Annotated in this window: 19 protein-coding genes and 1 tRNA gene; 12 read left to right on the top strand and 8 right to left on the bottom strand. The window is 68.6% G+C overall.

The genetic code is table 11. The annotated features are described in order from the left end of the window. The first annotated feature begins 213 nt into the window (after nucleotides 1-213). The 3 genes from AB0H56_RS24450 to AB0H56_RS24440 all read left to right on the top strand — a co-directional run bounded on the left by AB0H56_RS24450 (nucleotide 214) and on the right by AB0H56_RS24440 (nucleotide 2204). Nucleotides 214-289 (top strand) — tRNA-Lys (locus AB0H56_RS24450). Nucleotides 290-423: 134 nt separating this feature from the next. Next, a complete protein-coding gene (locus AB0H56_RS24445; RefSeq protein ID WP_357167421.1) occupies nucleotides 424-1020 on the top strand; it encodes a DUF937 domain-containing protein in 597 nt (198 codons plus the stop codon). 227 nt (nucleotides 1021-1247) lie between these two features. Beyond that, the gene (locus AB0H56_RS24440) at nucleotides 1248-2204 is read left to right on the top strand and encodes an acyl-ACP desaturase (RefSeq protein ID WP_110037370.1); all 957 of its coding nucleotides are present in this window, start codon (nucleotides 1248-1250) and stop codon (nucleotides 2202-2204) included. A gap of 61 nt (nucleotides 2205-2265) precedes the next feature. Here the strand turns inward: AB0H56_RS24440 and AB0H56_RS24435 are convergent, their stop codons facing one another. Beyond that, complete coding sequence (locus AB0H56_RS24435) at nucleotides 2266-2853, bottom strand: hypothetical protein (RefSeq protein WP_357167419.1); 588 nt, start codon at nucleotides 2851-2853, stop codon at nucleotides 2266-2268. Between the two features lie 291 nt (nucleotides 2854-3144). Between AB0H56_RS24435 and dusB the strand changes: the two genes are divergently transcribed. The 3 genes from dusB (at nucleotide 3145) to phoU (ending at nucleotide 7281) form a co-directional block, all read left to right on the top strand. Continuing rightward, nucleotides 3145-4287, top strand: coding sequence for a tRNA dihydrouridine synthase DusB (gene dusB, locus AB0H56_RS24430; RefSeq protein ID WP_357167514.1), 1143 nt, complete (start codon nucleotides 3145-3147; stop codon nucleotides 4285-4287). 183 nt (nucleotides 4288-4470) lie between these two features. Continuing rightward, nucleotides 4471-6525 (top strand): LCP family protein, encoded by a 2055-nt coding sequence (locus tag AB0H56_RS24425; RefSeq protein ID WP_357167417.1) that lies wholly within the window; start codon nucleotides 4471-4473, stop codon nucleotides 6523-6525. Between the two features lie 90 nt (nucleotides 6526-6615). After that, nucleotides 6616-7281 (top strand): phosphate signaling complex protein PhoU, encoded by a 666-nt coding sequence (gene phoU, locus AB0H56_RS24420; protein ID WP_357167415.1) that lies wholly within the window; start codon nucleotides 6616-6618, stop codon nucleotides 7279-7281. 57 nt (nucleotides 7282-7338) lie between these two features. Here the strand turns inward: phoU and pstB are convergent, their stop codons facing one another. From pstB to AB0H56_RS24390, 6 genes are all read right to left on the bottom strand, one after another. Next, nucleotides 7339-8115, bottom strand: a complete 777-nt coding sequence (gene pstB, locus AB0H56_RS24415; RefSeq protein ID WP_110037374.1) for a phosphate ABC transporter ATP-binding protein PstB — start codon at nucleotides 8113-8115, stop codon at nucleotides 7339-7341. 19 nt (nucleotides 8116-8134) lie between these two features. Then, on the bottom strand, nucleotides 8135-9040 hold the full coding sequence (gene pstA / locus AB0H56_RS24410) for a phosphate ABC transporter permease PstA (RefSeq protein ID WP_357167413.1): 906 nt from the start codon (nucleotides 9038-9040) through the stop codon (nucleotides 8135-8137). Beyond that, nucleotides 9040-10011: a phosphate ABC transporter permease subunit PstC gene (gene pstC / locus AB0H56_RS24405; RefSeq protein WP_357167411.1), complete on the bottom strand. Its 972-nt coding sequence runs from the start codon at nucleotides 10009-10011 to the stop codon at nucleotides 9040-9042. The genes pstA and pstC overlap by 1 nt, the downstream gene beginning before the upstream one ends. Nucleotides 10012-10102: 91 nt before the next feature. Next, nucleotides 10103-11215: a phosphate ABC transporter substrate-binding protein PstS gene (gene pstS / locus AB0H56_RS24400; RefSeq protein ID WP_357167410.1), complete on the bottom strand. Its 1113-nt coding sequence runs from the start codon at nucleotides 11213-11215 to the stop codon at nucleotides 10103-10105. 292 nt (nucleotides 11216-11507) lie between these two features. Next, the gene (gene mshD, locus AB0H56_RS24395) at nucleotides 11508-12419 is read right to left on the bottom strand and encodes a mycothiol synthase (protein ID WP_357167408.1); all 912 of its coding nucleotides are present in this window, start codon (nucleotides 12417-12419) and stop codon (nucleotides 11508-11510) included. Nucleotides 12420-12438: 19 nt separating this feature from the next. Further along, nucleotides 12439-13200: a response regulator transcription factor gene (locus AB0H56_RS24390; RefSeq protein ID WP_110037379.1), complete on the bottom strand. Its 762-nt coding sequence runs from the start codon at nucleotides 13198-13200 to the stop codon at nucleotides 12439-12441. Nucleotides 13201-13361: 161 nt separating this feature from the next. Here AB0H56_RS24390 and AB0H56_RS24385 point away from each other — a divergent pair, with 161 nt between their 5' ends. The 6 genes from AB0H56_RS24385 to AB0H56_RS24360 all read left to right on the top strand — a co-directional run bounded on the left by AB0H56_RS24385 (nucleotide 13362) and on the right by AB0H56_RS24360 (nucleotide 17429). Then, nucleotides 13362-14207, top strand: a complete 846-nt coding sequence (locus AB0H56_RS24385; protein ID WP_280305254.1) for an LmeA family phospholipid-binding protein — start codon at nucleotides 13362-13364, stop codon at nucleotides 14205-14207. Further along, nucleotides 14204-14638, top strand: a complete 435-nt coding sequence (locus AB0H56_RS24380; protein WP_280305252.1) for a thioredoxin family protein — start codon at nucleotides 14204-14206, stop codon at nucleotides 14636-14638. The genes AB0H56_RS24385 and AB0H56_RS24380 overlap by 4 nt, the downstream gene beginning before the upstream one ends. Before the next feature lie 276 nt (nucleotides 14639-14914). Beyond that, nucleotides 14915-15385 carry a DUF4395 domain-containing protein gene (locus AB0H56_RS24375; protein ID WP_357167405.1) on the top strand — a complete coding sequence of 157 codons (471 nt, stop codon included), beginning with the start codon at nucleotides 14915-14917 and terminating at the stop codon, nucleotides 15383-15385. A 29-nt stretch (nucleotides 15386-15414) separates the two neighbouring features. Then, entirely contained in the window at nucleotides 15415-16248 is an 834-nt protein-coding gene (locus AB0H56_RS24370; protein ID WP_110037383.1) for a sulfurtransferase, read from the top strand. Between the two features lie 4 nt (nucleotides 16249-16252). Beyond that, nucleotides 16253-16558, top strand: coding sequence for a DUF1416 domain-containing protein (locus AB0H56_RS24365; protein WP_110037384.1), 306 nt, complete (start codon nucleotides 16253-16255; stop codon nucleotides 16556-16558). Between the two features lie 181 nt (nucleotides 16559-16739). Continuing rightward, on the top strand, nucleotides 16740-17429 hold the full coding sequence (locus AB0H56_RS24360) for an FABP family protein (RefSeq protein WP_280218644.1): 690 nt from the start codon (nucleotides 16740-16742) through the stop codon (nucleotides 17427-17429). Between the two features lie 328 nt (nucleotides 17430-17757). On the opposite strand, the gene AB0H56_RS24355 is transcribed toward AB0H56_RS24360, so the two are convergent. After that, nucleotides 17758-19389, bottom strand: coding sequence for an ATP-binding cassette domain-containing protein (locus AB0H56_RS24355; protein WP_357167512.1), 1632 nt, complete (start codon nucleotides 19387-19389; stop codon nucleotides 17758-17760). Nucleotides 19390-19453: the final 64 nt, after the last annotated feature.

Here is a 19453-nt window from a genome sequence, read left to right as displayed (position 1 = left end):
GCCACAAAACCCCTGCTCGTCGAAAGTTGTTGCGTTACAACAGTATTCGATACCATGCCGCGACCGGAAGTGCGAACGGTGGTGGGTACCAGCCGGTTACCACCGAATCGTCGGCGTCCCCTTCTTCGTTACCAGCGCCGATCGAGCGGCGCGAGGCGGCGCACGCACCGGTATTCGGCCCAGCGGCGCGGTGTCCGCTAGACTCCCCACCGCGCCCCTTTAGCTCAGTTGGTAGAGCTGGTGACTTTTAATCACTAGGTCGTAGGTTCGAGTCCTACAGGGGGCACCACCCACCACGTGACCATCGTCACGTGGCGACGCGTCCGGCGCCGTCGCCGCCGAAACGCCCGGTCCCGCCACCTCGGTCTTCTACCCTGAGCGCGACCCGGGCACTACCGGGCCCCCTCGACACAGGCGGAGCCGATGACTTCCTTCGATGATTTGCTCTCCCAGGTACCGATCGCCCAGATCGCCGACCAGCTCGGCGTCGACCAGGCGACCGCCACCACGGCCGTGCAGGCGGCGCTGCCGACCCTGCTCGGCGGCCTGCAGGCCAACGCGGCCGAACCACAGGGCGCGGCCTCGCTGATGGGCGCGCTGGACCAGCACGGCGGACTCGTCGAGGGCGAAGGCGCCGTCGACCTGAACCAGGTGGACGTGGCCGACGGCGAGAAGATCGTCGACAACGTCTTCGGCAGCGAGAAGAACACCGTCATCAGCGCGCTCGGCGGCACCGGCGGGACCGGCGGCAACGACCTGATCGGCAAGCTGCTGCCGATCCTGGCCCCGATCGTGCTGGCCTACCTCGCCAAGCAGATGACCGGCGGCGGCGCAGCGGCGCCCGCGCCCGCCCCGCAGCAGCAGTCCGGCGGCGGCGGTCTCGGCGATCTGCTCGGCGGTCTGCTCGGCGGCAGCGGCAACGCGGGCGGGCTCGGCGGCGTCATCGGGGACGCGTTGGCCAAGAACGCGGGCGGCGGGCTCGGCAGCATTCTCGGCGGGCTGCTCGGCGGGAAACGCTGAGACTTCGTTACGGGAGCTAACACTGTGCGGCCCGCAGCGATAGTCCCTACGCTGCGGGCCGAACACCTAGACTCGTCAGCACGACGAGACGGCGTCGGCCGAGGTTGTGGCGTTGCTCAACTTCGGCGGAAATCCGCTCTGTTGCGTTTCGCATCACACCTACGGTGCCGTAAGGTATGGCCGCATCGCGACGTTCGACCGCAAGCACGACAGCGAAGGGTTTTTACATGGCAAGGGATCTGACTCAACTCGAACTACTCACGGAGTTGGAGCCGGTTGCCGAAGAAAACGTCAACCGGCACCTGTCGCTGGCCAAGGAATGGCATCCCCACGACTACGTCCCGTGGGATGAAGGCCGCAACTTCGCCGCCATGGGCGGCATCGATTGGGATCCTGAGCAGTCCAAGCTCAGCGAGGTGGCCAAGGCCGCCATGATCACCAACCTGCTCACCGAGGACAACCTGCCGTCCTACCACCGCGAGATCGCCGAGAACTTCTCCCAGGACGGCGCCTGGGGCACCTGGGTCGGTCGCTGGACCGCCGAGGAGAACCGCCACGGCATCGTGATGCGTGACTACCTGGTGGTCACCCGCGGCGTCGATCCGGTGGCCCTCGAGAACGCCCGCATGATCCACATGACGAACGGGTTCGCCTCCCCCACCGAGGTCGACGCCGGCTTCCTGCACTCGGTCGCCTACGTGACCTTCCAGGAACTGGCCACTCGCGTGAGTCACCGCAACACCGGCAAGGTGTGCGACGACCCGATCGCCGACCGCATGCTGCAGCGCGTCGCCGCCGACGAGAACCTGCACATGATCTTCTACCGCAACCTCTGCGGCGCGGCGCTCGACCTGTCGCCCGACCAGGCGATCGAGGCCATCTCGCTGATCGTCGAGAACTTCCAGATGCCCGGCGCAGGCATGCCGAACTTCCGTCGCAACGGCGTGCTGATGGCCAAGCACGGCATCTACGACCTGCGCCAGCACCTCGAAGAGGTGGTCCAGCCGGTCCTCAAGAAGTGGAACATCTTCGAGCGCACCGACTTCACCGCGCGCGGTGAGGCCACCCGCGAGCGGCTGGCCGGCTTCCTGGACAAGCTCGGCCAGGACGTGGTCAAGTTCGAGGAGCAGCGCGACAAGATGCTCGCCCGCGAAGCCAAGAAGCGCGAGCTGGCCGGGGTCTAGTCCACACAGCCGAACGCGCCGCCTCCCCTCGGGGAGACGGCGCGTTCGTCGTTTTCCGGCGTTACTTGGTCGGCAGGGCGCCGTCCGTGCTGCCGACGTCGGTGATCTTCCAGTCCTTGCCGGCGTCGACGCTGATGTTGTAGGTGACCGTGTTGCGCAGGCCGTCGGGGTTCTGCGCGTTGGTGGTGCTCACGTCGACGAAGGCGGCGACCTTGTAGACCTCGCCCTCGCGCGACATCACCTTGGCGGTGATCGGCGTGGCGGAGGAGGTCCACTTCAGCGGGATGATGATCTGCTCGAGCTTGTCGCCGGTCGCGTCGAACTTCTTCGACAGTTCCGGCGAGGTGCCCGCCTTCAGCTTGGCGACCCAGGCGTCGACGTCCTCGTAGTTCAGCGTCGCCGAGCCGACGGCGTAGTCGAGCGCGATCTGCTCGGCCTTGGCGTCGTCGGCGTCCTGGGCCTTCATCGCGGACAGGTCCGAGCGCGCCGAACCGAGCAGCACGCCGAGCACGATCGCGACGATCGCGAGCACGGCGATCACCGCGCCGCCGATCAGCGACGAGATCTGCACCGCGACCGTGCCCTTGCCCGGCTGGGCTGGGGTCGGGTCGGCGGTGGGCTTGGTCAGGTCGGTGGCGTCGTCGGCCATGGGTGTTTCTCCGATGGGGGTGGGGACAGCGCACCGCCGGAGGCGACGGTGCCAGCGGTAACAGGCTACTGAGGCGCGGCACCCGGATCGATCAGCGACGACGGCGCGGCCACGTCGCCGAGGGCGCGTGCCTCACAAATGATGCTGTAACCATGCGAAACATCTATTGAGCGAGATCGATCACATCTGGGCCGAATCGACTGGATCCCGGCCATTTCTGTGATCGGGGGCACCCGCTGTTTTTGGGCTGCGACCTCGGGTGATGCGACAATGGCGCACGTGACTATCACGATGCCCCAGGCGCCGACGGCGCTGCGGATCGGGCCCTACCCGGTCGACCCGCCGGTGGTGCTCGCTCCCATGGCGGGCATCACCAACCGAGCCTTCCGCACGCTGTGCCGCGAATTCGGCAGCGACACCTCGATCTACGTGTGCGAGATGATCACCGCACGCGCGGTGGTCGAGCGCAACGAGAAGACGCTGCACATGATGTCGTTCGACGAGGACGAGAGCCCGCGCTCGATGCAGCTCTACGGCGTCGACCCGAAGACGCTCGGCGAGGCCGTGCGCATCATCGTCGGCGAGGGCTGGGCCGACCACATCGACCTGAACCTCGGCTGCCCGGTCCGCAAGGTGACCAGGCTCGGCGGCGGCTCCGCGCTGCCGTACAAGCGCAGGTTGTTCGCCAACATCGTCAAGGAGATGGTGTCGGCGGCCGAACCGGCCGGTGTGCCGGTGACCTTCAAGTTCCGCATCGGCATCGACGACGATCACCTCACCTACCTCGACACCGGCCGCATCGCCGAGGCCGAGGGCGCGGCCGCGGTGGCGCTGCACGCGCGCACCGCCGCCCAGCTGTACTCCGGCGCGGCCGACTGGTCGGCCATCGCCCGGCTCAAGGAAGCCGTCACCACCATTCCCGTGCTCGGCAACGGCGACATCTTCTCCGCCGACGACGCGCTGCGCATGATGAACGAGACCGGCTGCGACGGTGTCGTCGTCGGCCGCGGCTGCCTCGGCCGCCCGTGGCTGTTCGCCGAACTGAGCGCCGCGCTGCGGGGCGAGCCGATTCCCGATGGCCCCACCCTCGGGCGGGTCGGCGAGATCCTGATCCGGCACGCCACGCTGCTCGCCGAGCACGACGGCGAGGACAAGGCGATGCGCGACATTCGCAAGCACATGGCCTGGTACCTGATGGGCTTCCCGGTCGGCTCGCAGCTGCGCCGCAGCTTCGCCACCGTCTCCAAGCTGACCCAGATCGAGGACCTCGTCGGCCGGCTCGACCCCTCGGTCCCCTTCCCCACCGACGCGCTCGGCCCCCGCGGTCGCCAGGGCTCCCCCCAGGCCAAGGTCGCCCTGCCCGACGGCTGGCTCGACGACCCCGAGGACGACACTGTCCCCACCGCGGCCGATGTGATGCACAGCGGCGGCTGATTTCCGCGAGGTCAACCGGTACTCGTCATCGGTGTGCAACAAGTTCGCCGTCGATTCGTTTGCGTACTGGAGTGGCCACTCGTGGCGGAATCGTTATCATTGCGGACATCGTTCGGCTGCGGTACGAATCGGAGCCGTGCGGTGACGCGCATGCTGCGGTAGCTAGAGAAGTGAGGTTCGTTGGTGGGTGACGATCGGCGTGGGCGAACGCCCCGGCCCGGAAGTCGCGCCCCCTGGGAGCGCTATCCGCAGGCCGAACCCACCGAGCAGGCCGACAGCGGCTCGCGGCGGTCCAGGCACGCGGACGCGACGCAGGACCCCACGGCGGCGCCGCTGACGGTGCAGGACCTGGTCGACCGTGTCGACAGCGAACGCACCAGGCGCCGACGCGCCCCGGGCGGCGAGCCCGCGACCGGCTCACGGGCGGGCAGGCGCGCCCGCGAGCAGGCCCCACGGCCCACCCCGCGCCCCGAGCTCGAACCGCGCGCCGACGCCGTCCCTCCCGTCGAGGAAACGGTCGTGCGCCGCGCCGAATCGCCCGCCGACCGCACCGCGACCACCGCGCTGCCCACCGAGGCCGTGCGCACCGGGCGCAAACCGGCCGCGCCCCGCCGGACGGCCGAATCGCTCGACGACCCAGCCACCGACATCCTGCCCGCGGTCACCGAGCCGCCGAAGCGGGCCAAGCCGGTCAAGACCGCCTCGGCCGCGCCCCCGCGCCGACCAGGCGCCGACGGCCGCCGCAGCAGGCAGGCCAGGATGGCAGGCCGCGTCGCGCTCACCATCTTCGCCGTGCTCACCCTCGTCGTCACCGGCGGCGGCTGGAGCTACCTGCGCGCCACCGGCAACAGCTTCACCCAGGTCTCCGCGCTCGACGGCACCACCGAGGACGTGCTCGACGGCGACATGCAGCTCGGCGACGAGAACTATCTGATCGTCGGCACCGACACCAGGGCAGGCGTGAACGCCGACATGGGCGCGGGCACCACCGACGACGCCGAGGGGTCGCGCGCCGACACGGTGATGCTGGTGCACATCCCGAAGAACCGCTCGCGGGTCGTGGTGGTCTCCTTCCCGCGCGATCTCGACGTCAGCAGGCCGCAGTGCTCGGCGTGGGACAACGAGAAGGCCACCTACAGCAACGAGAAGGTCCCGGCGGCCATGGGCGACAAGCTCAACGCCGTCTATGCCGTCGGCGGTCCACGCTGCCTTGTCGACGTGGTCCGCAAGATGTCGGGGTTGAGCATCGGCCACTTCATCGGCATCGACTTCGCGGGCTTCGAGGCCATGGTCGATCAGATCGGCGGCGTCGAGGTGTGCTCGACCAAACCGATCATCGACGGTGTGCTCGGGACGGTTCTCGAGACCTCGGGCAAGCAGCGCGTGATGGGCGAGACCGCACTCAACTATGTGCGCGCCCGGCACGTGGTCGGAGAGGAACGCAGTGACTACGACCGGATCAACCGGCAGCAGAAGTTCATGGCCTCCCTGCTGCGCGGCGCCCTGTCGAGCAAGGTGCTCTTCGATCCGGGCAAGCTCAACGGGTTCATCCAGGCGTTCACCAGCCACACCTTCGTGGACAAGGTGACGCCGCAGGACCTGTTGCTGCTCGGCCGCTCGCTGCAGAAGATGGACGCGGGTGCCGTCACCTTCCTGACCATCCCCACCGCCGGCACAAACGCCTACGGCAACGAGATCCCCCGGGAAACCGACATCAAGGCGATTTTCCGCGCCGTCATCGACGACCAGCCGCTGCCCGGTGAGGTGAAGGCGCCGGAGATCGAGAGCTCGGCACCGACGCCCGCACCCGCCGCGCCCAAACTGATCGCGGTCGCACCGAGCACCATGTCGCTGCTGGTCTCCAACGGTTCGGGCACCGTCGGCGCCGCCAACCGCGCGGCGACCCGGCTCGACGGGCAGGGCTTCCAGATCTACAGCACCGGGAACTACGCGGGCGGCACCTCCACCACCTCGAAGATCCGCTTCGCCCCCGGCCTGGAAGCCGAGGCGGCGACGGTGGCGAGCACGATCCCCGGCGCCAGCCTGGAGGAGGCGCCCGAGCTCGGCAGCATCATCGAGGTCGTGCTCGGCACCGACTTCGCGGGCACCGTGCGCACCGCCACCCCGATCGGGACCGAGCTGCCGAACGTGCCGATCGGCACCCCGCACAGCGCGGGCCCGGTAGCCCTGCCCTCCGACCTCGAGCACATGAACGCCGCGGACGACACCTGCAAATAGAATCGCCCGCTGAACTGGCATGACACTGCCACGCGGCATTAACCCGCCGTTGGGTGACAGCGACGGGGGTACCCACTAGGGTCTGCAAACATGCGTGTCATCTACAACGAGCAAATGGCCGATCTCGCCAACCTCCTGGGTGAGATGGCCGGTCTCGCTGGCCAGGCGATGGAACAGGCCACCCAGTCGCTGCTGCAGGCCGACCTCGCGCTGGCCGAACAGGTCATCGGTGAGCAGGACCGGATCTCGGTGATGATCGCCGAGGCCGAGGAGCGGGCGTTCGCGCTGCTCGCGCTGCAGGCGCCCGTCGCGGGCGATCTGCGCCAGGTCGTCAGCGCCATCCAGATCGTCAACGACGTGAATCGGATGGGCACGCTGGCACTGCACGTCGCCAAGGTGACCCGCCGTCGCCACCCCAACCACGCTCTCCCGGAGGCCGTCAACGGCTACTTCGCCGAGATGGGCCGCATCGCGGTGAACATGGGCGCCGGCGCCAAGGAGGTGCTCGAGACCCGCGATCCCGAGCGCGCCGCCCAGCTCAACCAGGACGACGAGGCGATGGACGACCTCCATCGCCACCTGTTCACCCTGCTGATGGACCGCGAGTGGAAGTACGGCGTGGCCTCGGCCGTCGACGTCACCCTGCTCGGCCGCTACTACGAGCGCTTCGCCGACCACGCCGTCGAGATCGGCCGCCGCGTGATCTTCCTGGTCACCGGCGTCCTGCCGACCGACGAGGACATCGAGACCTCGTAGCCGACAACGAGAAAGCCCCCGCACTCCTGGAGTGCGGGGGCTTTCTCGTTGGTTCGCTTACCCGAAGCGGCCCGAGATGTAGTCCTCGGTGGCGCGCTGGGTGGGGTTGGAGAAGATCTTCTCGGTGTCGTCGATCTCGATGAGCTTGCCGGGCTTGCCCTGGGCCTCGAGGTTGAAGAAACCGGTCTGGTCACTCACGCGCGCGGCCTGCTGCATGTTGTGGGTGACGATGACGATGGTGAATTCCTTCTTCAGCTCGGTGATCAGGTCCTCGATCGCCAGGGTGGAGATCGGGTCCAGCGCCGAACAGGGCTCGTCCATCAGCAGCACGTCGGGTGAGACCGCGATCGCGCGGGCGATGCACAGACGCTGCTGCTGACCACCGGAGAGGCCGCCGCCCGGCTTGTCGAGCCGGTCCTTGACCTCGTTCCAGAGGTTGGCGCCGCGCAGCGAGCGCTCGGCGACCTCGTCGAGTTCCTTCTTGTTGCGCACGCCCTGCAGCTTCAGGCCCGCGACCACGTTGTCCTTGATGGACATGGTGGGGAACGGGTTCGGGCGCTGGAACACCATGCCGATGGTGCGGCGCACGCCGACCGGGTCGATGGCGGCGCCGTAGATGTCCTCGCCGTCGAGCAGCACCGCGCCCTCGACGCGCGCGTTCGGGGTCACCTCGTGCATGCGGTTCAGCGAACGCAGCACGGTGGACTTGCCACAACCGGAGGGACCGATGAAGGCGGTGACGCTGCGCGGCAGCACGGTCAGGTCCACGCTCGACACGGCGTGGAACGAACCGTAGTAGATGTTGAGATCTTTGACGTCGATCCGCTTGGCCATCTGAGTTATCCGTTCGCTTCTATCGGTTCCGGGTGAGCAGCTTGTTGACGCCGGCGGCGGCCAGGTACAGCAACGCGATCATCAGGATCAGCGTGAGCGCCGCACCCCAGACACGTTCGCGGCCCGCGGCCTCCGGGTTGGCCAGCTCTTGGTAGATCAGCAGCGGCAGCGAGGCCATGTTGCCGTCGAAGATGTTCTGGTTGATCGACTTGCTGTAGCCGACGAGCACCAGCACGGGCGCGGTCTCACCCATGACGCGGGCCAGGGCGAGCAGGATGCCGGAGATCATGCCGGGCGCCGCGGTGGGGATGACGATGCGCAGGATGGTCTTCCACTTCGGCACGCCGAGCGCGTAGGACGCCTCGCGCAGCTCGTCGGGCACCAGCTTGAGCATTTCCTCGGTGCTGCGCACGACCACCGGCAGCATCAGCAGCACCAGCGCCAGGGAGACGGCGAAGGAGCTCTGCGGCATGCCGAAGGTGGCGATCCACAGCGCGAAGATGAACAGCGCGGCCACGATCGAGGGCACACCGGCGAGGATGTCGACCATGAAGGTGGTGACCCGGGCCAGGCGGCCACGGCCGTATTCGACCAGGTAGACCGCGGCCATGATGCCCAGCGGCACCGCGATGATCGAGGCGACCGCCGACTGCACGATGGTGCCGTAGATCGCGTGGTACACACCGCCGCCGGTCTGGTCCGGCAGGATGCCCTTCTGCGAGTTGAACCACCAGTCGGCGGTGACGATCGCGGTGATGCCCTTGGTGATCACCAGGCCGAGCACCCACACCAGCGGGATCAGCGCGATCACGAAGCAGAGGGTGACCAGGCCGGTCGCGATGTTGTTCTTGACCTTGCGCGCGGTGCCGACCTGCCGGAACGGCGGCGCCTTGATCGGCTTGTCGAGGGTCGTCGTGGTGGTCATCAGCCGTTCACCTTTCCACCGGAGGCCAGGCGGGCCAGCGCGTTGACGATGAAGGTCAGCGCGAAGAGAACGAAACCGGCGGCGATGTAGGCGCCTGTCGGCAGCGGCGCGCTGAATTCCGAGGCCGCCGAGGCGATCTTGGACGCGAAGGTGTAGCCGCCGTCGAACAGCGACCAGGAGCCCGCCTGGCTCGCGGTGCGCAGCACGACGAGGACCGCGATGGTCTCACCGAGCGCGCGGCCGAGGCCGAGCATGGAGCCGGCGATCACACCGCTGCGGCCGTAGGGCAGCACGGTCATCCGCACGACTTCCCACTTGGTGGCACCGAGGGCCTGCGCGGCCTCGATGTGCGCGCGGGGAGTCAGCGCGAACACCTCGCGGGCGACCGAGGTGATGATCGGCAGGATCATCACGGCGAGCACGACACCGGCGGTGAAGATGGTGCCACCGCCCGCGATCGAGACGTTGCCGTCGGAGAACAGGAACAGCCAGCCGAGGTTGTCGTTCAGGAACTCCTGGACCGGCGCGATCTGCGGCGCCAGCACCAGGAAGCCCCACAGGCCGAACACGATGGACGGCACCGCGGCGAGCAGGTCGATCAGCATCGTGAACGGCCGCGCGAGCCGCGACGGCGCGTAGTGCGTGAGGAACAGCGCGATGCCGACGCCGATCGGCACCGCGACGATGAGCGCGAACACCGAGCTCAGCACCGTGACCATGAACAGGTCACGGATGCCGAAGCGCAGATTGTTCGCGTCACCGGTGGCGAATTCGGTGCTGGTGAAGAAGTTGACCTCGTCAGCCCTGAGCGAGGGGACCGCGCGGATCAGCAGGAACAGCGCGATCAGCGCGATGGCGGCGACGATGGTCGCGCCTGCCGCGGTGGCCGTCCAGCGGAAGATGGTCTCGGCGTTCAGCGCGCCGGAACGATCCTTGGCAGGGGCCTTGTCGCTTTTCGGTTCGGTCGGCATATTCGCAGTATCTCCGGCCGCCCGCGGGCCCGTCGAGTTCGACGAGCCCGCTGCGGTCACCTCAGGGTGCATGGTCATGGCCAGGAAGCGATCAGGAGATGGCGTTGATCGCGGTGGTCAGCTTGGTCTTGAACGCGTCGGGCAGCGGCACGTAGCCGGCGTCGGCGAGACCGTTCTGGCCGTTGGTGACGGCGGAGGTCAGGAACGCCTTGACGGCCTTGCCGGTCTCGGCGTCGGTGTACTTGGAGCACACGATCTCGTAGGTGGCCATCATGATCGGGTACGAGCCGGCCGCGGTCGGACGGTAGAACGAGCTGGTGTCGAGAACCAGGTCGTTGCCCTCGCCCTTGATCTTCACACCGTCGATCGACTTGCCCGCCGACTCGGCCGACAGCTTGACCGGGTCCTTGGACGCGGAGGTGATGATCTGCGCGATCGACAGGTTCTGTGCCTTGGCGAAGGACCACTCGTTGTAGGTGATCGAGTTCTTGGTGTTCTTGATCGCGGCCGAGGTGCCCTCGTTGCCCTTGGCGCCTTCACCGACGCCACCGTTGAAGGTCTTGCCGCCACCCTTGCCCCACGCGCCGTCGGAGGCGGCGTCCAGGTAGAGCTGGAAGTTGTCGGTGGTGCCCGACTCGTCGGAGCGGAAGATCACGGCGATCTTCTCCGAGGGCAGCTTGGCGTTCGGGTTGAGCGCCTTGATCTCGGGGGCATCCCAGGTGGCGACGGAGCCGTTGAACACCTTGGCGGCGGTCGGGCCGTCGAGGACCAGGTCGGTGACGCCGTCGACGTTGTAGGTGATGGCGATCGGGCCGAAGACGGTCGGCAGGTTCCACGCCGGGGCGCCGCAACGCTCCTGCGCCTTGGCCGGCTCTTCCTTCTTGGAGCTCAGCGGGGAGTCGGAGCCACCGAAATCGGTCTGGCCGCCGATGAATTCGTTCACGCCGGCGCCGGAGCCGCTGGAGGTGTAGTTGAGGGTGAAGCCGTCGCAGTTGGTCTCGTAGGCGGCGACGAAGCGCTCCATGGCGTTCTTCTGCGAAGACGCGCCCGACGCCTTCAGCGCCTTCTTGCCCTCGCAGGTCACGCTGGTGTTGGCGGCGTTGCTGGTGTCGCCACCGGTGTTGTCGTCGCTGCCACAGGCGGCAAGGGACATCGCGCCCGCGGCGAAGACGCCGACCAGGGCACTGGTGCGCTTGAAGTTCACTTTTCCTCCGACAATGCTGGGCGACTCGCTCGGTCCCTCACCGGCCCGGGCGAGTTCTGGCGGTGCGGAGCGCGGGGAACGCGCGCACCAGGCGGCAACTGTGCCGCCCAGAAGTAACGTAGGTTCGCCCGGTTGACAGTTGGTCCGACGCGGGTTAACGGGGAATGAACAGCCAAGCGCGATTTCCGCCACGAATGTGACGTTTGCCCCAGTTTTACTCGCTCTTACCCGGTCAGGCGCGCACTATTCAGCCACGCCGAAGAATTCATCACACCTGTGACGTGTCTCGCAATCAGGACGGCAGCGCGTAGGCGACGTCGATGTGCGCGGGCGCGAAGCCCAGTTTCGTGTAGGTGCGCACGGCCGCCTCGTTGTCGGCCTCGGTGTAGAGCAACACCTCCGACAGCTCCCTCGCCCGCAGGTAGTGCAGGCCGGCCAATGTCAGCAGTCGGCCGAGGCCACGGCCCTGCGCGTCCGGATCGATGCCGACCACGTAGACCTCGCCCGCGGGCGCCGCGTCGGGCGCGACCTTGGTCCAGTGAAAGCCGAGCAAACGGTCCGGCGCGGCGGCGTCGAAAGCGAGGAACAGGCCGGCGGGGTCGAACCAGGATTCCGCGCGGCGGGCCGCGATATCGCGCTCGGCCCAGCCGCCCTGTTCGGGGTGCCAGGAGAACGCGGCGTTGTTCACCCGCAGCAGTTCGGCGTCGTCGACCGCGCCCTGATAGGTCCGCAGCAGGATGTTCTCCGGAAGCACCAGCTCCGGTAGCTCGGGTGTTGCCAGCGGTCGGCGCATCTGCCACAGCTCCCGCGCCGTGACCAAGCCGAGGCGTCCGGCGAGCGCCTTGGCCGCGGGGAGGTCACCGTGCGCCCAGACCCGGGCGCCGTCGCCGCCCTCGGCCAGCGCGGCCAGGACGAGTTCGGCGCCGATCCCCTCGCCGCGCGCGTCGGGATCGACAGCGACCTCGGCCATGGCGGGGTGTTCGTCATGCGCGGCAACGAGATTCGCGTAACCGACGACCTCGCCCGACCGCTCGGCGAGCAGATGCCTGGTGCCCTCCGCCGTCTCGGCGAGCGAGAGCACCGCCTGCTCGGACACCGGCGCCACGCCGTCGCTCGCCTTGGCCCGGTCGAGCACGGCGCGCACCCGGGTCGCCACCTCGGGCGCGACGCGGTCGGTCCAGGTCAGGGTTGCCGTCTGCGCCATCGAACCGTCCTCAGTGTCGCTACTGCGCGGTGCCGTTGAGCGGCGCCAGCGAGTCGTCGCCGTCGACGTCCTCGTCCGGGAAGCTCACCGTCTCGCCCTTGGTGGCCGGGGTCCTGGCCGGGCGCACCGCCTTGTAACCGACATTACGCACCGTGCCGATCAGCGACTCGTACTCGCTGCCGAGCTTGGCGCGCAGGCGCCGCACGTGCACGTCGACGGTGCGGGTGCCGCCGAAGAAGTCGTAGCCCCACACCTCCTGCAACAGCTGGGCGCGGGTGAACACCCGGCCCGCGTGCTGGGCGAGGTACTTGAGCAGCTCGAATTCCTTGTAGGTGAGATCGAGCGGGCGACCGCGCAGCCGCGCGGTGTAGGTGCCCTCGTCGATCACCAGTTCACCCAGGGTGATCTTGCCGGTGTTCTCGGGGCTGGCCACGCCGCCGTTGCGGCCGACGAGCAGCCGCAGCCGGGCGTCGAGTTCGGCGGGACCGGTGCCGGGCAGCAGGATGTCGTCCAGGCCCCAGTCGGCGTTGACGGCCACCAGACCGCCCTCGGTGAGCACCGCGACGACCGGCACCGACGACCCCGTGCTGCCGAGCAGCCTGCACAGACCGCGCGCGGCGGCCAGGTCGGTTCGGGCGTCGACCAGCGCGACATCCGCGCTACCCGCCTCGAGCAGGGACGACACCTCGGTCGGCGCGGGCCGCACGTTGTGCGCCAGCAGCGACAACGAGGGCAGCACCGAATCCGGGTTGGGGTCGGAGGTCAGTAGGAGCAGCTCCACCGGGCTCTCCTCCTATCTCGTGGCTCCGCGGACGACGGCAGCCGCGTAGCTACGTCGCCGAAACACAGGTAAGTCGTGTGCAACATTAGCGCCTATACCCGCACTACCTCGCAACATGGCCCGTCGGGCTCGCCGCGGCGGGCGCGGCTAGGGTGAGGAGCATGCGCAAGCTGATCATCGGGCTGCTGTGCCTGGCCGGTGTGGCGGTGGTGATCGATTTCGGCGCCGCCGCCTACACGGAGTACCACGTGTCGCGGCAGCTGCGGGCCGGAGCCGAGTTGTCGGCCGACCCCGAAGTGACCGTGAAGGGCTTCCCCTTCCTCGCCCAGGCGGCCTCGGGCCGCTACGGCGACGTGCTGATCCGCGCGCGCAGCAAGCGCCCCGACATCCCCGGCGAGATCGCGCTGGAGGCCAATCTCTACGGCCTGCACGCGCCCGTCGGCCAGCTGGTCGACGGCACCGCGCGCGAGGTCTCGGTCGACCGGGTCGAGGCCCAGATGGCGATCGAGCCGATCGAGCTCGGCCGGCTGTTCGGCATCCCCGACCTGCAGGTGCTCGGCCCGCCCGCCGACAAGTCCGACGGCACCGGCGGCTCCGGCGGCTCCGGGCTGACCACCTCGGGCGCGCACGTGCTCAGGGGCTCGCTGCCGATCGCGCCGAACGGGCGCATCCTGCCCGCGGGCACCATGCCGACCAGCAACGCCACCAAGGTCGAGGTCCAGGTGGAAGCCGACCTGATGCTCGACGGCGACAAGATCCGCATCCAGGCCACCCGCTTCTACACCGACCGCACCTCCACCACCGATACGCCGACCTCGACGACCAAGACCGAGATCCTCGACGTCGATCGGCCCGCGGTGCTGGAGCGGTTCAGCCGTACGATCGATACCAAGGAGCTGCCGTTCGGCATCGCCCCCACCGAGGTGGAGGCGAAGGGCGGCCAGATCATCGTGTACGGCATCGGCCGCTCCCTGACCATCGACCTGGACCGATTGCAGCAACCATGATCGAACTCGTCATCCTCGCCGCCGTCGTGCTGGCCGCCGTCGCGGTAGGCCTGCTGCTGCGGCGCAATCAGGGACGGGTCCGGCCCGCCACCCTCGACCCCGAGACCGCGCAGCGCGCCCGCCTGCTCGACGCGGCGGGCGTCACCGGCGACGGTCCCGCCGTGCTGCACTTCTCGGCCGACTGGTGCGGGCCGTGCGACGCGGTCCGCCGGGTCGTGGCCGGGGTCACCGCCGAGCTGTCGGACTCGCCGAATGCCCCGCGCGACATCGAGATCGACATCGACGCCGATCCCGCGCTCGCCCGCGAACTGAACGTGCTCTCGCTGCCGACGACCTTCGTCTTCGACGCCGAGGGCAAGGAGCGTTTCCGCATCTCCGGCGTGCCGAAGGCCGGCGATCTGCGCACCGCGCTCGAGCCGCTGACAGTGTGATCCAGCCCCCAGTACAGGGGGGCCGGGACATTTCCCGGGAAGACCGGGTAAACTACCTCTCGTGCAATCCGACCACGAGCTGATGCTCACCCGACGCCGCACAGTTGATCTGTGTCGCCTCGGTGGTTGTTGCTGCCTGTGCCGCTGAACGGTCGGCCGTCTCACCTCTGAGATTCCTGACGCCGACCTATGTCCGCCGCGCGAGTGATCGTCTAGATCCCCCGGCGAACTGGCAGATCCGAAGTCAACAGACTCATCAGCGCAGGAGTTCGCACCATGACCACTTCTCTCGATTCCCCACAGCGTGTCGACGTCCGCGGGCCCCGTTTCGTGGCCTGGGTGACGACCGGCGTGCTGATTCTGGTGCTCGTCGCCGCCGCGTTCTCCCCCGTCGCCGCCGCGATCCTGATCGGCCTGCAGGCCGTGGTGTTCGCGATCGGCGCGTCGGCAGGCCCGGCCAAGCACCCCTACGGCCGGATCTACGCGGCGTTCATCGCGCCGCGGCTGGGTCCGCCCACCGAGACCGAGCCGGTGCCGCCGCTGCGTTTCGCGCAGCTGCTCGGCTTCGTGTTCGCCGGTCTCGCCCTGCTGGGCTTCGCGCTCGGCTCCCCGATCGTCGGCGCGGTGTTCGCCGGCTTCGCCCTGTTCGCGGCGTTCTTGAACGCGGCGTTCGGGGTCTGCCTGGGCTGCCAGATCTATCCGCTGGTCGCCCGACTCCGCCGGACCAACGCCCCGGCACCGTTCTGACCCTGCAAGTCATCTCTGAAAGGAACAACATGGCTCGCTCCGATGTCCTGGTCTCCGTTGACTGGGCCGAAGAGAACCTCAACGCCCCCGGCGTCGTCTTCGTCGAGGTCGACGAGGACACCTCCGCCTACGAGGGTGGCCACATCGAGGGCGCCGTCCGGCTGGACTGGAAGACCGACCTGCAGGATCAGGTGCGTCGCGACTTCGTGAACCAGGAGCAGTTCTCCGACCTGCTGTCGGCGCGCGGCATCAGCAACGACGACACCGTCGTGCTGTACGGCGGCAACAACAACTGGTTCGCGGCCTACGCCTACTGGTACTTCAAGCTGTACGGCCACAACGACGTCAAGCTGCTCGACGGTGGCCGCAAGAAGTGGGAGCTCGACGGTCGTCCGCTCTCGCGTGACGCGGTCTCGCGCCCGGCCACCCAGTACAAGGCCGCCGCGCCCGACACCTCGATCCGCGCGTTCCGCGACGAGGTCATCGCGGCCATCGGCACCAAGAACCTCGTCGACGTGCGCAGCCCCGACGAGTTCTCCGGCAAGATCCTCGCTCCCGCGCACCTGCCGCAGGAGCAGAGCCAGCGTCCCGGCCACATCCCGGGCGCCATCAACGTGCCGTGGAGCAAGGCGGCCAACGAGGACGGCACCTTCCGTTCCGATGCCGAGCTCGCCGAGCTCTACAAGGATGCGGGCCTGGACGGCGAGAAGGAGACCATCGCCTACTGCCGCATCGGCGAGCGTTCCTCGCACACCTGGTTCGTGCTGCAGGAGCTGCTCGGCCACCAGAACGTCAAGAACTACGACGGCAGCTGGACCGAATACGGTTCGCTCGTCGGTGCACCTATCGAGTTGGGAGCGTAATTCCATGTGTGCAGCACCTACCCAGGGTCAGGCCATCCCGGCCGGCGTCGACGTGGAGAAGGAGACGGTCATCACCGGCCGCGTCCTGAGCTCCGACGGTCAGCCGGTGGGCGGCGCGTTCGTGCGTCTGCTCGACGGCAACGGTGACTTCACCGCCGAGGTCGTCGCCTCCGGCACCGGTGACTTCCGCTTCTTCGCCGCGCCGGGTTCGTGGACCCTGCGCGCGCTGTCCTCGTCGGGCAACGGTTCGGCCTCGGTCACCCCCGAGGGCGCCGGCATCCACTCGGTGGACGTCGCGGTCGCGAAGTAAGAAAACTCACAACGGCCCTGGTAGTTCCCGTGCGGGAACTGCCAGGGCCGTTGTCGTGTTCGCCGGCGGGACTCGCTAGACTCCGGAACGTGGTCCTCTTCTTCGAGATTCTCCTCATCGCCGTGTCGATCCTCATCGGCTGGTTCGGCCTGTACGTCTTCTACCGGCTCTTCACCGAGTCATGAGCGGACTCGCGAGCGAAGGTTCCCCGGCCGAGCGCGCGAGTACCGAGCAAGACGCTCCGGCCGAGCGTCGTAGTGGCGACGAAGCCGTGAACATCGCGGCCGAGCGCGCGAAAGAGACCGGCGTCCGAAACATCTCGGTCCTGCCGGATCTTCCGCTGCCCGACGACACCGCGAACCTGCGCGAAGGCCCCGACCTGAACCACGCCATGCTGGCGCTGCTGCCCATGGTCGGCGTGTGGCGCGGCGAGGGCGAGGGCAATCACCCCACCGACGGCGACTACCGCTTCGGCCAGCAGATCGTCGTCTCCCACGACGGCGGCGACTACCTGGTCTGGGAATCGCAGACCTGGAAGCTCGACGCCGAGGGCAGCTACGAGCGCCCCGATCTGCGCGAGAGCGGATTCTGGCGGGTCGGCACCGATGGTGACGACGAGATGCTCGAACTGCTGCTCACGCACAGCTCCGGCATCGTCGAGCTGTTCTACGGCACCGCGCGCACCCAGTCGTCCTGGGAGCTGGCCACCGACGTGGTGATCCGCAGCCAGTCCGGCGCGGTCGTCGGCGGCGCCAAGCGCCTCTACGGCATCGTCGAAGGCGGCGACCTGGCCTACGTGGAGGAACGAGTGGACGCCGACGGCGCCCTCGAACCCCGCCTCTCGGCCCGCCTCCAGCGCTACATCGGCTGAGTCCTCACCACCTCCACTGCGGACTGACGAGAACAAGCTTCTTTCCGTTCGCTGGAAAAATGGAGCGACCCCCGAGCCATATCGCCGGGTTCGGAGAGAACTCGGTGATCCCGGTTGGATACTCCGGGGGCTCGGGGGTCGGGTGACTGCCTGGGATTCGCTCAGCGCACCGCTGGGGAATTCCCGCAGTGGTGGTGCTAGCGGGCAGCCACCTCACGCATCCGATGAATAACCATTCTTCAGATCACCTCCTCTCTTGTGTACCGATGAATCTATCGGGGTGCCCGCCGGTCGGCAATCGAATTAATTGCGGCTCTGAGCTGGGCGTTCAGCGGTACTCGAGGTGGCAGGCCCCGGTCTCGTCGACGGTGACGATCGTGTCGGCGCGGTGGTCGGCGGGCAGCTGGTGGGTGACGACGACGACCGTCCGCTCCACATCCACCAGCCCGCTGCCCGCGTCCAGCAGCTCGCGCAACAGGGTTTCGCCCTCGGCGGCAGCGAGATGCTCGGTCGGTTCGTCGAGCAGCAGGGTGTGTGCCGGGGCCACCAGCGCCCGAGCCAGCAGGATCCGGCGCCGTTGCCCGCCGGAGACAGCCGCCGCGCCCCCGGCGAGTCCGGTGTGGACACCCTCGGCGAGCGAATCCAGCCACGGCCCCAGCCCCACCGCGCGCAGGGCCCCCTCGGCCTCCGCGACCGTGAGATCACCCCGGGCGACGCGCAGGTTCTCCAGGATCGACGTGCTGAACAGATGCGCGTCCTCGGCGAAGAACGTGACGCCCTCGCGGGGCGTATCGAACAGCCCAGCCCACGCCATGAGCAGGGTGGTCTTGCCTGCGCCGCTGGGCCCGACAACAGCGATACGGCGGCCTGCGGGCATCGGGATGCGTTCGGGCCGGTGTGCGCTGGACTCGGCGGATCGGCCGGACTCGGCGGTGCGGAGGCGGTGGAGGGCGGCTCGGGAGGTGGTGAGGGTGGTGGCGGCGGTGGGGAGGGCGCCGACTGCCTCGAAGGCCGACAGGGGGACGAGGACCAGGATGGTGAGGGCCATCGGGGTCATGCCGCCGGGGAGGCCGCCGGTGGGGCCGTAGGCGGCGATGCCGACCAGGAGGGCGCCCAGTGCGCTGATGCCGATCGACAGCGGGGTCGCCGCGGCGGCCCAGGCGCTGTGGGCGGCGGCGGTGTCCTCGGCGCGGACCGCCCGGACGGTGGCCGCGTCCGCCTTGGCGAGTGCGGTGTGGAGCTTGCCCGCGACGCGCAGTTCGGGGGCGTGGTCGAGGACGGTGAGTGCCTCGGCCGTGAATTCGGCGCGGTCGGCCTGATTCGCCTCGTCGGCCTCGCGTGCGGCCAGGCTCGACAGCCAGGGCGCGAGCATCCCCGACACCGCCAGGGCGACAGCGAGAATCACCGCGGCAGGCACGGAGATGAACGCGATCAGCACCACCGCCGCCAGCGACAACACCACCGCGACCGCGACGGGAACCAGCACCCGCACCACCACGGCACCGAGGTCATCGATGTCCCTGCCGATCCGGACCAGCAGATCACCCCGCCGCAACTCCCGCAGATCACCACCGCGCATGTCGGCCGCACGAACCGCGCCCGCTCCCCCATGGCCCGCCGGCGCGCTTCCGCCGAGGTGGTTCGCCGACCCTGTCCGCCACCACCAGATATCCGAATGCGCCAGGGTGCGGTACACCGTGGTCCGCGCCGACGTCATCGCTCGCAGCGCCACATCGTGACTGGCGAGCCGCTCCAGGTACCGGCACAGGCCACGCGAGATGCCCAGCGCCCGTACCGAAGTCACCGCGACGCTCAGATACAGCACCGGCGGCATCTGCCACGCCCGCGCGATCAACCACGCGGCGAGCGCGGCCAACGCCAACCCACTGCCGAGCGCCGCCACGCCCCACGCGATCGCCACCACCACACGCCACGGCGACAGCGCGAGCAACTGCCACATCTCCCGCAGATCCCGCGACAACGTCTGCCGGTCAGGATCGCGAGCAACCGCGCTCACCACGCCC

The sequence above is a fragment of the Nocardia sp. NPDC050717 genome (genome assembly GCF_040654275.1).
Taxonomy (GTDB): Bacteria; Actinomycetota; Actinomycetes; order Mycobacteriales; family Mycobacteriaceae; genus Nocardia.
This window is presented reverse-complemented; position numbering and strand designations above follow the sequence as displayed.

Coding starts and splice junctions, on each gene's coding strand:
- dusB (WP_357167514.1), top strand. CDS start 3,145: ATGCCCCAGGCGCCGACGGCGCTGCGGATCGGGCCCTACCCGGTCGAC.
- mshD (WP_357167408.1), bottom strand. CDS start 12,419: ATGGCGCAGACGGCAACCCTGACCTGGACCGACCGCGTCGCGCCCGAG.
- AB0H56_RS24445 (WP_357167421.1), top strand. CDS start 424: ATGACTTCCTTCGATGATTTGCTCTCCCAGGTACCGATCGCCCAGATC.
- AB0H56_RS24440 (WP_110037370.1), top strand. CDS start 1,248: ATGGCAAGGGATCTGACTCAACTCGAACTACTCACGGAGTTGGAGCCG.
- AB0H56_RS24375 (WP_357167405.1), top strand. CDS start 14,915: ATGACCACTTCTCTCGATTCCCCACAGCGTGTCGACGTCCGCGGGCCC.
- AB0H56_RS24380 (WP_280305252.1), top strand. CDS start 14,204: ATGATCGAACTCGTCATCCTCGCCGCCGTCGTGCTGGCCGCCGTCGCG.
- AB0H56_RS24355 (WP_357167512.1), bottom strand. CDS start 19,389: ATGTGGCAGTTGCTCGCGCTGTCGCCGTGGCGTGTGGTGGTGGCGATC.
- AB0H56_RS24370 (WP_110037383.1), top strand. CDS start 15,415: ATGGCTCGCTCCGATGTCCTGGTCTCCGTTGACTGGGCCGAAGAGAAC.
- AB0H56_RS24365 (WP_110037384.1), top strand. CDS start 16,253: ATGTGTGCAGCACCTACCCAGGGTCAGGCCATCCCGGCCGGCGTCGAC.
- AB0H56_RS24385 (WP_280305254.1), top strand. CDS start 13,362: ATGCGCAAGCTGATCATCGGGCTGCTGTGCCTGGCCGGTGTGGCGGTG.
- AB0H56_RS24435 (WP_357167419.1), bottom strand. CDS start 2,853: ATGGCCGACGACGCCACCGACCTGACCAAGCCCACCGCCGACCCGACC.
- pstB (WP_110037374.1), bottom strand. CDS start 8,115: ATGGCCAAGCGGATCGACGTCAAAGATCTCAACATCTACTACGGTTCG.
- phoU (WP_357167415.1), top strand. CDS start 6,616: ATGCGTGTCATCTACAACGAGCAAATGGCCGATCTCGCCAACCTCCTG.
- pstC (WP_357167411.1), bottom strand. CDS start 10,011: ATGCCGACCGAACCGAAAAGCGACAAGGCCCCTGCCAAGGATCGTTCC.
- pstA (WP_357167413.1), bottom strand. CDS start 9,040: ATGACCACCACGACGACCCTCGACAAGCCGATCAAGGCGCCGCCGTTC.
- AB0H56_RS24360 (WP_280218644.1), top strand. CDS start 16,740: ATGAGCGGACTCGCGAGCGAAGGTTCCCCGGCCGAGCGCGCGAGTACC.